Here is a 14,642-nt window from a genome sequence, read left to right as displayed (position 1 = left end):
GGTGCTTCCAACGCAACATTTCCCGCCTTGACAAGCACCCCCGAACCGTCAGCACAATAAAACTTCGGGGTGGTGGCCCCCACCGAGCGCAATGTCGCCGCCAGGCGACGAGCCGCCCTACAACGTCCGCACGTACGGATCCCACTCAACGGGCAACGCCTGAGCCACCTCCACCCGACTGACCACCTCCACCCCCACCCCACGAGCCATGGACTCCTCAACCGCCACCATCACGTCCAACACGTGATAAGCCAACTCCCCAGAAGCCCTCTCCGGCACCCCCGCGCGGACAGACCGGGCCAAATCAAGAACCCCAGTACCCCGAGAACCCGAATGCCCCACCGCACCCACTTCCTCCGACCCCCCGCCCACATGCACCACAGCAGAACCGTCGAACCGATTGGGATCCGGCAAAACCGCAGTCCCCAGCGACCCGGTCACCTCGACAAACCCCGTACGCCGCAACGCGGAATCGAACGTCAGCACAACCTGCGCACTACCGCCGCGCACAAACTCCACCAACGCACTCACCGAAGTAGGCACAGCAACCGGAAACTCAGTCCCGGCCCGAGGCCCAGACCCGATCACCCGGGTCTCCCGCACCCGCCCGCCAACCCCCGTCACCTTCCGCACGGACCCGAACACCTGAACCAGCTGGGTCAAGTAATAAGGCCCGATATCCAGCAACGGCCCGCCACCCGCCTGGTACAGGAACTCCGGCGCAGGATGCCAACTCTCCGGCCCCGGCGTCTGAAACAACGCCAACGCGGTCAAAGGCGTACCGATCCGACCGGATTCGAGCGCACGAAACGCAGTCTGGTGCCCAGCACCAAGCACGGTGTCCGGCGCCCCAGCCACCCGCACCCCCTTTTCCCGCGCCCGGTCAAGAAGCTTCCGCACAGTCTGCCGATCCAGCCCGATCGGCTTCTCCGTCCACACGTGCTTCCCGGCCTCCACCGCCGCGAGACTGACCTCGACATGCACCGCAGGCACAGTCAAATTCACGACGATCTCAACCTCCGGCGACGCAAGAAGATCCGCCACCGACCCGCCACGAGGAACCCCGTATTTCGCAGCCTGCGCCGAAGCCCGCTCCACATCGAGATCAGCAACCGCCACTACTCGAAGATCCGGAAACGCGGTCAAATTCTCCAGATAGGTATCACTGATAAACCCAGCTCCGACAACCCCGACCCCGACAGTCACTTCCCCACCTCAGCGAGATAAGCGAAACTCTCGGCGATACCCCCGAAAACATCCTCATGCTGATCGAACTCCACGACCCGCAACGCCTCCGGAGCCGCAGCAAGCACCTCCCCCAGAGGCACCCGCCCCTGCCCCGCGGGCACCTGCCCAGAAGCGTCGACAGCCAGCGACCCGTCCTTCACATGAATCGCGCACACCCGCTCCCCCAGCCGCCGCAGCAACGCGGCCGCGTCCTCCCCGCCCGCAGTAGCCCAGTAAGCGTCGACCTCCAGCACAACCTCCGGAGAAAGCCGCTCAGCGAAAACCTCCAACGCGCTGCGCCCGTCGATCCGCGATTCCAGTTCCCACCAATGGTTGTGATAACCCACCCGAACGCCATACCCCGCCGCGACCTCAGCCGCGGCATTGAGCGCCGCGGCAGTATCAGCGATATCCGCCGGACTCCCCCACTGAGAAGCAGGGACCAACGGTTCGATCACCACCCCGATCCCCAATTCCCGGGCCGCCGCGAACACCGCGTCCAGATCCTTCCCGACCAACGCGGCATGCGCGGTAGGCGCACTCAACCCATGCGCCGCCAACCCGGCCCGCAGCGCCGCGACGTTCTCCACCACCCCGTACGGCTCCACCCGGCGGAACCCGATCGCGGCCAACCGCCGCAACGTCTCGTCCGGATCAGCCGCGAACGCGTCGCGCACCGAGTACAGCTGCACCGAAGGTCCGCCCATGCCAACTCCCAGCGATAGAGGGGCTTTCGCCAATTTCTACCACCTGGTCAGAATTGACACCAGGACAAAACATGACGGAATTCCGGGACCAGTATCAGCCGAGATCCTTGTGCCAGATCAAAAAATCGCACGGAGTGGCCAGCAGCGGAGCCAGCTCCGGATGCGGCCCGTCAATGGTCGACGTCTCCACCACCCGGTACCCGAGCCGGGTGTACCACTGCGCGAGAAACTCCTTCGACGGATGCGTCCACTCGCGCGGCACCAGCAGCTCAAGCTGCATCCGCGTACACCCGGCGGCCCGCCAGTGGTCCTCCGCGAACCGCACGAGCTCCCGCCCGATCCCCGCGCCGCGCACCTCCGGCGAGGCAGCGAGCAGACCGAACTCCCCCAAATCCTCCGTCAGCCGCTGGATCCGGACCGAACCCACCACGTCCCCGCCGAGCCGGGCGACCGCGATCTCGCCCGCGCGGACCAGCCCGGCCATCTCCGCGGCATTCGTCCGATCGGCCGAACCGGCCCACAACCCGGCTTCAGCCTTGGCGTAGACGGTGTTCACCAGCTCAGTCAGCAGAGCTACGAGCGCGGTGTCCTCGGCAGCGAGCGGCGGCAGGAAAGCGATCTCCGGAGTCGTCACTCCTCCAGGTAACCACAATCAGCTGGCGGCCGAGCCGGATACCGCGGGCCGGGCCTCGCCGAAGCCGCCGTAACGACCGGCTTTCGCGCGCTTGCGCACCTCGTCGAAATGCCGGTGCACCGCGTGCGCGGCCGCCTCCGCGTCCCCGCTCACGAGCGCGTCCACAATCGCCTGGTGCCGTTTCGCGGTGGCCGGCGCCGACGACACCGGACCGCCCATTTCGCCTTCCGCGGCCCGGTAGACGTCCCAGAACAATCCGGTCAGCTCGCGCGCAAGATCGAAACCCGCCTCGGCGCAGATCAGGTCGTGGAACTCGCGGTCGGCCACCGCCGCGTCCGGTCCTTTGCGGCGCATCCGGGCGACGCACGCCTGCAGTTCGCCGATCAGCTCCGGCCGGTGGTCGCGGGCGACCCGGCTGGTCAGCTCCGTTTCGATCATCTCGCGCACCTCGAGCAGGTCGCGCAGCCGCCCGGCGTCGGTGCTGCCGCGGCTGCGCGTGCGGAAGAGCAGCCACGTCTGCAGCGCCTCCGACCCGGCCGAGCCGACGAACGTGCCGTACCCGTGCCGGACCTCGACGATGCCGAGCGCCTGCAGCGCCTTGACCGCCTCCCGGATCGAATTCCGGCTGACCCCGATGTCCTCGGCGAGGCTCAGCTCGGTCGGCATCGGCGCGCCGGTCGGCAGCTGCCGGTCGACGATCAGGTCGATGATCTGCTTGGTGATCTCTTCGCTGCGTTGCGGGCGCGCCACACGTGTCTCCCGGATGTCTTTCTTGCACTGGCACGTCGCCATCGGAGGACATCCTACGTCATGATCGGCTTCCCCCGCTGCACCCGCGCGGGTGGGAACAAGCCTCTTGACCGGGGCGGGAACGGGACTTAGGGTTCCGGCAAGTCATAGGACGTCCCACGTCCTACTTCTCGATGCTTTCTGGGTGGAACACCGCATCAAGTCAGGAGACGCCATGTCCCGAACCGCCATGGGGACTCAGTTCAACCGGCGCGCACTGCTGCGCTACGCCGGCCTCGCCGGGGCTGCCGCAGCGGTTTCGTCGACGCTCGCCGCGTGCGGCGGCCCCGCGTCGACCAACAAAACCGGCAGTTCGTCCGGTTCCGTCACCGCGGTGATCGGGTACGGCAACAACCAGACCTGGGACCCGCTGCAGACCGCGTCGGCGTTCGCGATGGCGGCTATCCTGCACAGCTACGAGTCGCTCGTCGAGGGCGATCCGGTCACCCGGGAACCCTTCCCCGGCTTGGCCAAGGCGCTGCCGGCGGACCTCAAGAGCACCAAGCTGCGCTTCGAAATCCGTGACGGCGCGAAGTGGCACGACGGACAGCCGGTGACCGCCGACGACGTCGTGTTCACCTACGCCCGCGTGCTCGATCCGAAGGAAAACGTTCTCATCCACAGCTTCTTCTCGCAGTGGCTGGAGTCGGTCACCAAGGTCGACGCGAAGACGGTGGAGTTCAGCCTGAAGTTCGCGTTCCCGTACGCGCTGCAGCGGATCCAGATCTGCAAGATCGTGCCCAAGCACGTGTTCGAGAACAACTGGAAGGCCGCCGCGGCGGGCAAGGTCGTCGGCTCCGGGCCGTACAAGATCACCGAGCAGGCCCCGCTGTCGCACACCTCGTTCGAGAAGTTCGCCGACTACAACGGCCCGCGCCCGGCCGCGTACGACAAGATGCTCTGGAAGTCCATTGTGGATTCCGCGCCGCGGGTCGCGGCGATCTCCGGGGCCAAGCCGGACGCGCAGATCGCGGAGAACATCCCGCCCGCCAACGCCGAGCAGCTGCGCAAGGCAGGCCGCACGGTCGAATTCGCCGACGGCGGCAACAACCTGTTCCTCCTCTTCAACACCAAGCACTCGCCGTTCGCCGACAAACGGGTCCGCCAGGCGCTGCATTACGCGATCGACAAGAAGAAGATGATCGAGATCGGCCTGCGCGGCACCGGTACCGCGGGCACCTCGTTCATCAACCCGAAGCTGCCCGGATCGCAGCCCGCGGCGCAAGACTTCAACTTCAACCCCGAGAAGGCGAAGCAACTGCTCGCCGAAGCCGGGATTAGCGGCCTGAAGATCTCGCTGTCCACAACGAACACCTCGCTGGTGCTCGACTGCGTCAAGGTGATCAAGGAGGGCTGGGACGCGATCGGCGTGCAGACCACTTTGGACTCCCAGGACACCAAGGCGCTGTTCTCCAAACTGGACAACGGCGACGACTTCCAGGTCGTGGCCACCACGAACAACCCGCTGCAGTTCGGCAACGACCCGGATCTGCTGATCCGCTATTACTACGACGCGCAATCGGTGCTCATGACGAAGTACGCGCGCTGGAGCGGCGACGACACCACCGCGTTGCTGGCACTGCAGGACAAGGCCGCCGCGGAAACCGACGAAACGAAGCGGAACGGGCTGTACAAGCAATTGCTCGACCAGATTTCCGAGCAGGCGGTGATCTACCCGATCGTCTTCACGCAGATGGGCACCGCGTGGGACCCGAAGGCGATCAGCGGCGTGCGCGCCCAGGGCTACCCGGGCATCTATCTCAACCAGGCCAAACCGGTCTGACGGGAGGGCACGGAAGTGACAGTCGTCGTGCGGATGCTGGCCGGCCGCATCCTCGCCCTGATCCCGCTGCTGCTCGGCGTGATCCTGTTCGTGTTCATCGTGATGCGGTTCTCGCCGGTCGACCCGGCGATGGCCGCGTTCAACGGAGCCAACGCCACCGCCGATCAGCTCCAGCAGTTCCGTGAGCAGAACGGCCTGCTCGACCCGTTGCCGCTGCAGTACGTGCACTTCGTGTGGCATCTGCTGCAAGGCGATTTCGGCACCAGCGTGGTCACCAAGGAGCCGGTCGGCCAGACCATCGCCACCGCGCTCCCGCTCACCCTGCAGCTGACCCTGCTGGGCCTGGCTCTCGCGCTTGTCGTTTCGGTCGTGCTCGGCGTGACCTCGGCGCTGTTCCGCGGCCGCTGGCCGGACCACCTGATCCGGTTCGTGACGCTGGCCGGGGTCGCCGCGCCGGCGTTCTGGATCGCGCTGCTGCTGGTGCAGTGGCTGGCCGTGGGCAAGGGCCTGTTCCCCACCAGCGGATACGTCAGCCCGGCGGATTCGTTCTCCGGCTGGCTGAACTCGCTGACGCTGCCCGCGATCGCGCTGTCCGCGCCGGTCGCGGCGCAGCTGACCCGGGTGATCCGCACGTCGATGGTCGAGGAACTCGACAAGGACTACGTGCGCACCGCGCGCGGCGGCGGGCTGCCGCCGGTCGTGGTGGTCGGGCGGAACGTGCTGCGCAACGCCCTGGTCAACCCGCTGACCGTGCTCGGCCTTCGCGTCGGCTACCTGCTCGGCGGCGCGGTGGTGATCGAGACGATGTTCGCGCTGCCCGGCATGGGGCAGAACATGATCCAGGCCGTGCAGGACGGCGACACCGCCAAGGTGCAGGGCTTCGTCATCACCATCGCGGCCGGGTTCGTGCTCGTGAACCTGATCGTCGACGTGCTCTACCTCGTCGCCAACCCCCGTCTGCGGAGCCGCTCGTGATGCGCCCAGTCCTCCGCCCGAACCTCAACGCCCGGCTCTCTCAGCCTGGCATCCGGTTCCGGCGGCTCCCCCTGTCCTCCTGGATCGCGCTGGCCGTGCTGATCGTGCTCGGGCTCGTCGCGGTCCTCGGCACCGTCGTGGCCACGCACAATCCGGACCTGCTCAGCACCGACACCGGCGGGCCCAGCGCGGCGCATTGGTTCGGCACCGACCAGTCCGGCCGGGACATCTTCTCCCGGCTGGTCGCGGGCACCCGCTGGTCGCTCGCGATCGGCCTCGGCGCGACGCTGCTCGCGCTGGTCGCGGGCATCGTCGTCGGGTCGTTCGCGGCGACGTCCGGCCGCCGGGCCGACGGCCTGGTCATGCGGGTCCTCGACGTCCTGATGGCCTTCCCCGGCATCGCGCTCGCCGCGGTGCTGGTGGCGGTGTTCGGGCGCGGCATCCTCGTGCTGATCCTCGCCATCGGCTTCCTCAACATGGCTCCGGTGGCGCGGGTGGTGCGGGCGAACGTGCTCGCGCAGTACGGCGAGGACTACGTCGCGGCCGAGCGCGTGATCGGCGCGAAACGGCTGTTCATCCTCGCCCGGCACGTCGCGGTCAACTGCGCCGCGCCGATCCTCGTGTACTGCACGGTGACGGTGGCGGACGCGATCGTGTTCGAGGCGTCGCTGTCGTTCATCGGCGCGGGGATCCAGCCGCCCGATCCGTCGTGGGGCTCAGTGCTGGCGGACGGCAAGGACCTCGTGCTGACCGGCGGCTGGTGGGCGACGCTGTTCCCCGGTCTGCTGATCCTGGCCACCGTGCTGGCGTTGAACATTCTCTCCGAAGGCATTTCCGACGCCTGGGCCGCGCCGTCGGCTCGCACCGCGAAGGCGGCCGAAGCGGCACAGCAGATCGAACTGGCCCCCGAGGCCACTGCCGCGGTGCTGCCGCTGCGCGGGCTTCGCGAAGCCGGGCAACGGCTGGCGGCGAAGGCGCGGGATCTGTCCGGCCGGGAAACTGTGCTGGCGGTGGAGAATCTCGCGATCTCCTTCCCGGAGCGGCACAACGGCGTGAACGTGGTCGACGGAGTGTCCTTTTCGGTCCGCTCCGGCGAGGTGCTGGGGCTGATCGGCGAATCCGGCTGCGGGAAGTCGCTCACCGCGCTGTCGATCATGGGACTGCAGCCGGACGCCGCGCGGCTCAGCGGCGAGATCCGGTTCGCGGGCGACGACCTGCTCACCATGAAGCCGAGCGTCCGCCGCCGGCATCTCGGGCACGACCTGGCGATGGTGTACCAGGACGCGCTCAGCTCGCTGAACCCGGCGATGACCATCCGCGCGCAGCTCAAGCAGTTCACCCGGCGCGGCGGCACCCGTACGCCGGAGGAGTTGCTGGAACTGGTCAACCTCGATCCGGGCCGGACGCTGCGGGCATACCCGCACGAGCTGTCCGGCGGGCAGCGGCAGCGCGTGCTCATCGCGATGGCGCTGTCCCGCAGCCCGAAGCTGATCGTCGCGGACGAGCCGACGACGGCGCTCGACGTCACCGTGCAGGCGCAGATCATGGCGCTTTTGCTGCGGCTGCAGGAAGAACTGGGCTTCGCGCTGGTGCTGGTGTCGCACGACCTCGCGCTGGTGTCCGACATCGCCGACCGGGTGGTGGTGATGTACGGCGGGCAGGTCGCCGAGACCGGCGCGACCGCGGCCGTCGTCGGTGCGCCGCAGCACCACTACACCCGCGGCCTGCTCAGCGCGGTGCTGTCGCTGGAGGAGAACGAAGCGAAGCTCACCCAGATCAAGGGCGTCGTCCCCGCCCCGGCGGACTTCCCGCCCGGTTGCCGGTTCGCGAGCCGGTGCCCCGCCGCTCGCGGGCACTGCTTCGAGGTCGCACCTGAACCGGCGGGCGAAGGGCATCTCGTGGCTTGCCACTACCCCGCCGAGAACTCCCTGGAGACGATGGCGGAAGGAGCGTCGGCATGAGCCTCGTCGAAGTCGACGGCGTGCATGTGGTGCACAAGATCCGCGGCTCGGGTCTGTTCGGGCACGACCGGGTCTACGCGCTCACCGACGCGACCCTCGCCATCGCGAAAGGCGAAACCGTCGGTGTGGTCGGGGAATCCGGCTGCGGAAAGTCCACTTTGGCCAAAGTGCTGGTCGGACTTCAGAAGCCGACTTCCGGTACGGTCCGTTACGCGGGCCAGCCGCTTTCCGCATTGCGTCCGGCCGAGTTGGGCCGCACGGTCGGGATGATCTTCCAGGATCCGTCGACCGCGCTGAACCGGCGGCTGCCCGTCGCGAAGATCCTCCGCGATCCCCTCGACGTGCATCAGGTTGGCACGGTTGGCGAACGCGCCGAACGGGTCCGGGAGCTGATGAGCCTTGTCGGGCTCCCGTCCAGTGTGGCCGATGCGCTGCCTTCTCAGCTGTCCGGCGGACAGCGGCAGCGCGTGGCGATCGCCCGCGCGCTCGCGCTGCGGCCGGCGTTGCTGGTGGCCGACGAGCCGACGTCCGCTTTGGACGTTTCGGTGCGAGCGCAGATCCTGAACCTGTTGCTGGAACTGCGCGAACAGCTCGAACTCGCGATGGTGTTCGTGTCGCACGACATCCAGACCGTGCGCCGGATGAGCGACCGCATCGTGACGATGTACCTCGGCCGGATCGTCGAACAGGCCCCGGCCGCCGAACTGCCGGACCACGCGCACCACCCGTACACCCGCGCGCTGTTCTCCGCGACGCCGAGCCTGCTGCACCCAGTGGAGCCGATTGTCCTCAGCGGACCGGTGCCGTCGGCGACCGCGCCGCCGCCCGGCTGCCCGTTCCACACGCGCTGCCCGAAAGCCACCGACGAATGCTCACTGGCCTTGCCACCGCAGTCCGGGCCGGACGAGCACACCTATCGCTGCATCCACCCAGAAATCGGAGTGACTGCCTCATGACTGCGCCCAAGTTCGCCGGCATCATCCCGCCGCTGTGCACGCCGTTCCACGACGACTTCACCGTGGACACCGCGTCGCTGCGGCGGCACATCGAATTCCAGCTCGACGCCGGCGTGCACGGGATCTTCGTGCTCGGTTCGTCCAGCGAGGTCGCCTTCCTGCCCGACGACCAGCGGCGGATCACCGTCGAAACCGCGGTCGACCAGGTCGCCGGCCGGGTCCCGGTGCTCGCCGGCTGTATCGACATGACGACCCTGCGCGTCGCGGAGCACGTCAAGACCGCCGAAGCGGCCGGCGCGGACGCGATCGTGGTGACCGCGCCGTACTACACCCGCACGCACGTCGCGGAAATCGACCGGCATTTCCGGCTGTTGCACGAGCGGACGTCGCTGCCGATTTTCGCCTACGACATCCCGATGGCCGTGCACACGAAGCTCGACCGCGACATGGTGCTGAACCTGGCCGCGGACGGCGTCTTGGCCGGGCTCAAGGATTCCAGCGGCGACGAGGCCGGGTTCCGGCTGGTGCTGCAGCAGCGCCGCGAGCGCGGACTGGAGCACTTCGCCGTGTTCACCGGCTCCGAACTGCTCGTGGACGCCGCGCTCGCGCAGGGCGCGGATGGCGCGGTGCCGGGGCTCGGGAACGTCGACCCGGTCGGCTATGTGCTGATCTACGACCACTTCCGCGGCGGGAACCCGCAGGCCGCGCGCCGCGAGCAGGAACGGCTGCTGACGCTGTTCAGCATCACCGATGTGGCGCCGCCGAACCGGATGGGCCGCGGTTCGGCCGCGCTCGGCGCGTTCAAGGCGTCGATGAAGATGCGCGGATTTATCGACAACGCGGTGATGGCGCCGCCGCAACTCCCCCTCAATGACGACGAACTGCTGCAGATCAAGGGAAAGCTAGCGGAAGCGGGTCTCCTCTGATGGATCGGCTGTACTACGGCGGGGATTACAACCCCGAGCATTGGTCGCCCGACGTGCGGGCGGAAGATCTGAAACTGATGGCCGAGGCGTCGGTTTCGATGGTGACTGTCGGGATTTTCTCCTGGGCACAGGTCGAACCGCGACCCGGAGACTTCGATTTCGGCTGGTTCGACACGGTGATGGACAACCTCGCCGACGGCGGGGTCCGGGCCTGTCTCGCCACTATGACGGCGTCGCCGCCGCCGTGGCTTTCGCATCAATATCCGGAAATCCTGCCGGTGCGCGCGGACGGCACCCGGCTGTCCGCCGGTGCGCGGCAACAGTTCTGCCCGTCCAGCCCGGTATTCCGCGAGCACGCCGCACGCTTGGTGGAACAGGTCGCCACTCGGTACGCCGCGCATCCGGCGCTGGAAATGTGGCACATCGGCAACGAATTCGGCTGCCACATCCGCGCCTGCTACTGCGATGAGTCCGCTGTGGACTTCCGGCGCTGGCTCGTCGAGCGCTACGGCAGCATCGAGGCGTTGAACGAAGCCTGGAGCACCACTTTCTGGTCGCAGCGGTATTCCGATTTCGCCGAGGTGCAGCCGCCGCGCGTCGCGCCGACCTTCCCGAACCCGGCGCAGCAGCTGGACTTCCACCGGTTCTCCTCCGACGCGTCGCTCGGCTGCTACCTCAACGAGCGCGAGGTGCTCGCCCGCATCACCCCTGATGTCCCGGTGACGACGAACTTCGTCGGCCGCGTGCAGAAGTCGCTCGACTGGCACCGGTGGGTGCCGCACGAGGACGTGGTGAGCCTCGACTCCTATCCCGACCCGCACGATCCGCGTTCGCACGTGGAGGCGGCGTTCGCCTACGACCTCGTCCGGTCCCTTAAGGACGGTCAACCGTGGCTGCTCCTCGAACAAGCTCCGAGCGCGGTGAACTGGCGCACTCGCAACGGCCCGAAGCCGCCGGGAACGATGCGGCTGGACAGCTGGCAGGCGGTCGCCCGCGGCGCCGACGCGGTGCTGTTCTTCCAGTGGCGGCAGACCTCGGGCGGTGCGGAGAAGTTCCACTCCGCGATGGTGCCGCACGGCGGCCCGGAAACCCGCACCTTCCAGAGTGTCCGCGACCTCGGCCAGGAACTGGCCACGATGCAGCAGCTCGCCGGAGCCAGGGTGCGGGCCGACGTCGCCTTCCTGCACGACTGGAACAACTGGTGGGCGCTGGAGCTGAACTCGCATCCCTCGGATGACCTCGACCAGCTCGAAACACACCTCGCGCACTACGCACCGCTGTTCGACGCGAACGTGACCTGCGACGTCCTGCACCCGGCGAAGGACCTTTCCGGGTACAAGCTCGTCGTCGTGCCCAATCTGTACCTGATGGACAGTGTGGTCGCGGCCAATCTCCGCTCCTATGTGGAGGGTGGCGGGCATCTGGTGGTGTCATTCTTCTCCGGTATCGCCGACGAGAACGACCGGGTGTACACCGGCGGCTATCCCGCTCCGCTGCGCGACATCCTCGGCCTGTGCGTCGACGAATTCTGGCCGCTGCCCGAAGGCGGTTCCACGACGCTGGACCTCGACGGTACGACCGTCGGCGCGACGATCTGGTCCGAATGGATCGAAACCGAGGGCGCGGACGTCGTCGCCACCTTCGCCGAAGGCCCGCTGGCCGGTCGGCCCGCAGTTACGCGGCACGAGTTCGGCTCAGGCGTCGCGTGGTACCTCGGCACCCGGCCGGAAGCGGACGTCATGCGCACGCTCTTCGACCGGATCACCGCGGACGCCGGAGTTTCGCCCGTGCTGCCCGGTTTGCCAGAGGGCGTCCAGGCGATCGTGCGACACGGTGCGGACGACTATCTGTTCCTGCTCAACCACAACGCCGAAGCCGTCACTGTTTCCCTGCCTTCGCCCGGTACGGATTTGCTCACCGATCCCGCTCAGCCATCGTCCGAAGTGGAATTGGCCGCGCACGGCGTGGCCGTCCTTTCCGGACAGTTCGGAACGGAGACCAGATGAGAACCGCCCTTCGCGTGGTGCTGGCGTTCGTGCTGCTGGCTTTCCTCGCGCCGGCTTCAGCGCAAGCCGCCCCGCAGTTCGATCAGAAAGCACTTTTCAACCCGCACCAGGAAACCGGCTACGCTTGCTTCCGCATCCCGGCCATCGTCCGCAGCACGCACGGCACGCTGCTGGCCTTCGCCGAGGGCCGCAAGGACAACTGCGGCGACACCGGGGACATCGACCTGGTGCTGAAGCGTTCGACCGACGGCGGCACCACCTGGTCGCCGCTGCAGGTGGTGAACTACGGCGGCGGGGACACCCACGGCAATCCCGTGCCCATTGTGGACGCCAAGACCGGCCGGATCGTCCTGATCACCACGTACAACAAGGGCCGCACCGACGACAAGGGCTGCTCCGTGCCGTGCCCGCGCACGCCGCACTCGCAGTACAGCACCGACGACGGCCGCACCTGGTCTACGCCGGTCGACATCAGCGCGCAAGCGAAGCTGCCGGCTTGGGACTCCTGGTACGCCTCGGGTCCGGTGCACGGCATCCAGCTCCAGCACGGCCGTCACGTGGGACGGCTCGTCTTCGGGGTGAACGCCGAACGCAGTGACGGCACCAATTCCGTCGAAAACTACGCCGGTCTCATCTACAGCGACGACGGCGGCTCCACCTGGCACGTCGGCGCTGTCGACAACTACCTGCATCCCGTGGGCGGCACCTTCACGCAAAAGCCGTCGGAAGTCAGCGTCGTCGAACTGCCGGACGGCACCATTTACGCGGGCGGTCGCGAACAAAGCGGCACCGATATCGGCAACCGCGACTACGCACTGAGCCGCGACGGCGGCGAGACGTTCTCCCAGCGCTTCACCACGATTCCCGACCTCGTGACGCCGATGGTTCAGGGTTCGCTGCTGCGCCTCGACCGTCCTGGCGGGAAGCGGATCCTGTTCGCCTCGCCCGCGGACACCGACCGGCGGCGCTGGATGACCATCCGTTCGTCCTATGACGACGGTCGCACCTGGGAAAACGCCGACCAGGGCACGCGGATCACGACGGACTGGTCGGGCTACTCCGACCTGGTCCAGCTGAGCGGCCCGCAGGACAAGAACGCGAAGATCGGCCTGATGTACGAGGGCGGCGCGGTGGACGCCCGCGACGAGATCCGCTTCGCCCGCTTCGACGAGAACTACCTCGGCTGGAAGCGCTCGCCCGGAGTGTCCACTCCGGACGTCGCAAGTGGACAGCCCGCGCGCGTGCTCGGCGATGCCAGCACTGTCGCCGGCAAATTCGGCAAGGCTGTGGAGCTGAAGAACGGCTTCGTGCGCGTCCCGTACTCGCCAGCGCAATTGGTCGGCTCCGGCGATTTCACCTTCTCCACTTGGGTCAAATACGGTTCTTCAAAGGACCCGCAACCCATCCTGTGGCTGGGCGGAATGGGCTCGACCGCGCCGCAGCTGTGGCTCCGCGCCGAACCCGCGGCACACCGTCTGATCGCGATGATGACCACCGCTGCCGGAAGCAAGTCGGTGACCACGCAATCGGCGTACGACGATCAGAAGTGGCACCACGTGGCGCTCCAGCGATCGGGCGGCCAACTCCGCATCCTGGTCGACGGCGCGATGGCGGCGTCCGGTCCGGACTCCCCCGGTTCGGTCACCCAGACCGTCTCGTTCCAGCTGTGGCTCGGCGAACGGCTGGACGGCATGCAGCACCTGACCGGCGCGCTGGACGACGCGCGCCTCTACCGTCGCGCTCTGTCCACTGCGGAACTGACCACTGTCCGCGCCGGGAAGCCGGTATCGGGAGCGGTCATGGAACTTCCCTTCGACCGGTAACGCACCCGCTGAAGCCGGGCGGTCGCCGCCCGGCTTCAGCCGTGCAACGCGAGGTACGGCGCGATCCCGACCAGCACCGCGATGAGAGCGGCCTTCAGCGTCTTGGTCGGCAACGCGTGCGCGATCCGCCAGCCGATCAGCACGCCCGCCAGCTCAGGGATCCCGACGATCGCCGCCAGCCGCCAGTCGACCGCTCCGTGCAGGACGTAGCCGAGCGTCCCGACGCTGGCGATCACCACCGACTGCACCTGCGCCGCGGCGAGCGCCCCCAGCACCGGCATTCCGGCGACGACCAGCAACGGCACCGCGAGCATCGGCCCGCCGACCCCGACCAGCCCCGCCACCACCGCGACTCCCGCCCCGATCGCTCCCGCGACCGGCAGCCCGACGGCCCGCTCCCGTCCCTTCAACCCGACGAACACCGCCACGACGAGCGCGAACCCGCCGAGCACAATTCCAAAGGCCTTTGCGGACACCCAGGAATTGAGCAACACCCCGAGCGGTGTTCCCGCCACCGCGACCGCGGCGAGGACTCCGGCGATCTTCCGGGTTTCGGGCTCGCGCAACTGTCCGGAATGGACGAAGGCGGCGCTGCCGAGGATCCCGGTGGCCACGTGCGTGACGATCGCCGTTCCCGCGACCTGCGCCGGGGTGAGCGAGGTGAAGACGAACAGTCCCACGGTCGCGAGCACCCCGCCCGGTCCGACCGCGGTGATGCCGATCCCGGCCAGCAATCCGGTGACGATGAGTGCGGGGATCATTTCTGCTGCCTCCGGAAGTCGTTCTCTCGTCTGCGCGCCGCTCCGAGGGCGCGCACCACAAAGCAGGCCGTGCGTTGTCCGCCGCCTGCCAATC

The 14,642-nt window shown here is 67.9% G+C and carries 12 protein-coding genes; 7 read left to right on the top strand and 5 right to left on the bottom strand.

Going from position 1 to position 14,642, the window contains the following annotated elements; genetic code table 11:
- Positions 1 to 117: 117 nt before the first annotated feature.
- The 4 genes from ACFXI3_RS25335 to ACFXI3_RS25320 all read right to left on the bottom strand — a co-directional run bounded on the left by ACFXI3_RS25335 (position 118) and on the right by ACFXI3_RS25320 (position 3,318).
- Positions 118 to 1,206 (bottom strand): Gfo/Idh/MocA family protein, encoded by a 1,089-nt coding sequence (locus ACFXI3_RS25335; protein ID WP_378402637.1) that lies wholly within the window; start codon positions 1,204 to 1,206, stop codon positions 118 to 120.
- A complete protein-coding gene (locus ACFXI3_RS25330; protein ID WP_378402635.1) occupies positions 1,203 to 1,934 on the bottom strand; it encodes a sugar phosphate isomerase/epimerase family protein in 732 nt (243 codons plus the stop codon). Before ACFXI3_RS25330 ends, ACFXI3_RS25335 begins: the two co-directional genes overlap by 4 nt.
- A gap of 94 nt (positions 1,935 to 2,028) precedes the next feature.
- The gene (locus tag ACFXI3_RS25325; protein WP_378402633.1) at positions 2,029 to 2,568 is read right to left on the bottom strand and encodes a GNAT family N-acetyltransferase; all 540 of its coding nucleotides are present in this window, start codon (positions 2,566 to 2,568) and stop codon (positions 2,029 to 2,031) included.
- An 18-nt stretch (positions 2,569 to 2,586) separates the two neighbouring features.
- Positions 2,587 to 3,318, bottom strand: coding sequence for a FadR/GntR family transcriptional regulator (locus ACFXI3_RS25320; protein WP_043833627.1), 732 nt, complete (start codon positions 3,316 to 3,318; stop codon positions 2,587 to 2,589).
- Between the two features lie 214 nt (positions 3,319 to 3,532).
- Between ACFXI3_RS25320 and ACFXI3_RS25315 the strand changes: the two genes are divergently transcribed.
- The 7 genes from ACFXI3_RS25315 to ACFXI3_RS25285 are packed head-to-tail and all read left to right on the top strand — an operon-like array spanning position 3,533 to position 13,787.
- On the top strand, positions 3,533 to 5,140 hold the full coding sequence (locus tag ACFXI3_RS25315) for an ABC transporter substrate-binding protein (protein ID WP_378402631.1): 1,608 nt from the start codon (positions 3,533 to 3,535) through the stop codon (positions 5,138 to 5,140).
- A 15-nt stretch (positions 5,141 to 5,155) separates the two neighbouring features.
- Positions 5,156 to 6,115 (top strand): ABC transporter permease, encoded by a 960-nt coding sequence (locus ACFXI3_RS25310; protein ID WP_344281428.1) that lies wholly within the window; start codon positions 5,156 to 5,158, stop codon positions 6,113 to 6,115.
- Complete coding sequence (locus ACFXI3_RS25305; RefSeq protein WP_378402641.1) at positions 6,115 to 8,076, top strand: dipeptide/oligopeptide/nickel ABC transporter permease/ATP-binding protein; 1,962 nt, start codon at positions 6,115 to 6,117, stop codon at positions 8,074 to 8,076. Before ACFXI3_RS25310 ends, ACFXI3_RS25305 begins: the two co-directional genes overlap by 1 nt.
- The gene (locus tag ACFXI3_RS25300) at positions 8,073 to 9,032 is read left to right on the top strand and encodes an oligopeptide/dipeptide ABC transporter ATP-binding protein (protein ID WP_378402629.1); all 960 of its coding nucleotides are present in this window, start codon (positions 8,073 to 8,075) and stop codon (positions 9,030 to 9,032) included. The genes ACFXI3_RS25305 and ACFXI3_RS25300 overlap by 4 nt, the downstream gene beginning before the upstream one ends.
- Positions 9,029 to 9,958, top strand: a complete 930-nt coding sequence (locus ACFXI3_RS25295; protein ID WP_344281422.1) for a dihydrodipicolinate synthase family protein — start codon at positions 9,029 to 9,031, stop codon at positions 9,956 to 9,958. The genes ACFXI3_RS25300 and ACFXI3_RS25295 overlap by 4 nt, the downstream gene beginning before the upstream one ends.
- On the top strand, positions 9,958 to 11,964 hold the full coding sequence (locus ACFXI3_RS25290) for a beta-galactosidase (protein ID WP_378402626.1): 2,007 nt from the start codon (positions 9,958 to 9,960) through the stop codon (positions 11,962 to 11,964). Before ACFXI3_RS25295 ends, ACFXI3_RS25290 begins: the two co-directional genes overlap by 1 nt.
- The gene (locus ACFXI3_RS25285; protein WP_378402624.1) at positions 11,961 to 13,787 is read left to right on the top strand and encodes an exo-alpha-sialidase; all 1,827 of its coding nucleotides are present in this window, start codon (positions 11,961 to 11,963) and stop codon (positions 13,785 to 13,787) included. Before ACFXI3_RS25290 ends, ACFXI3_RS25285 begins: the two co-directional genes overlap by 4 nt.
- 35 nt (positions 13,788 to 13,822) lie before the next feature.
- Here ACFXI3_RS25285 and ACFXI3_RS25280 read toward each other — a convergent pair whose 3' ends face one another.
- Positions 13,823 to 14,548, bottom strand: coding sequence for a sulfite exporter TauE/SafE family protein (locus ACFXI3_RS25280; RefSeq protein WP_378402622.1), 726 nt, complete (start codon positions 14,546 to 14,548; stop codon positions 13,823 to 13,825).
- Positions 14,549 to 14,642: the final 94 nt, after the last annotated feature.

The organism is Amycolatopsis sp. NPDC059235 (assembly GCF_042754125.1).
Lineage (GTDB): Bacteria > Actinomycetota > Actinomycetes > Mycobacteriales > Pseudonocardiaceae > Amycolatopsis > Amycolatopsis albidoflava.
Note: the sequence above shows the minus strand (reverse complement) of the source record. Positions and strands in the feature narration are given on the sequence as shown.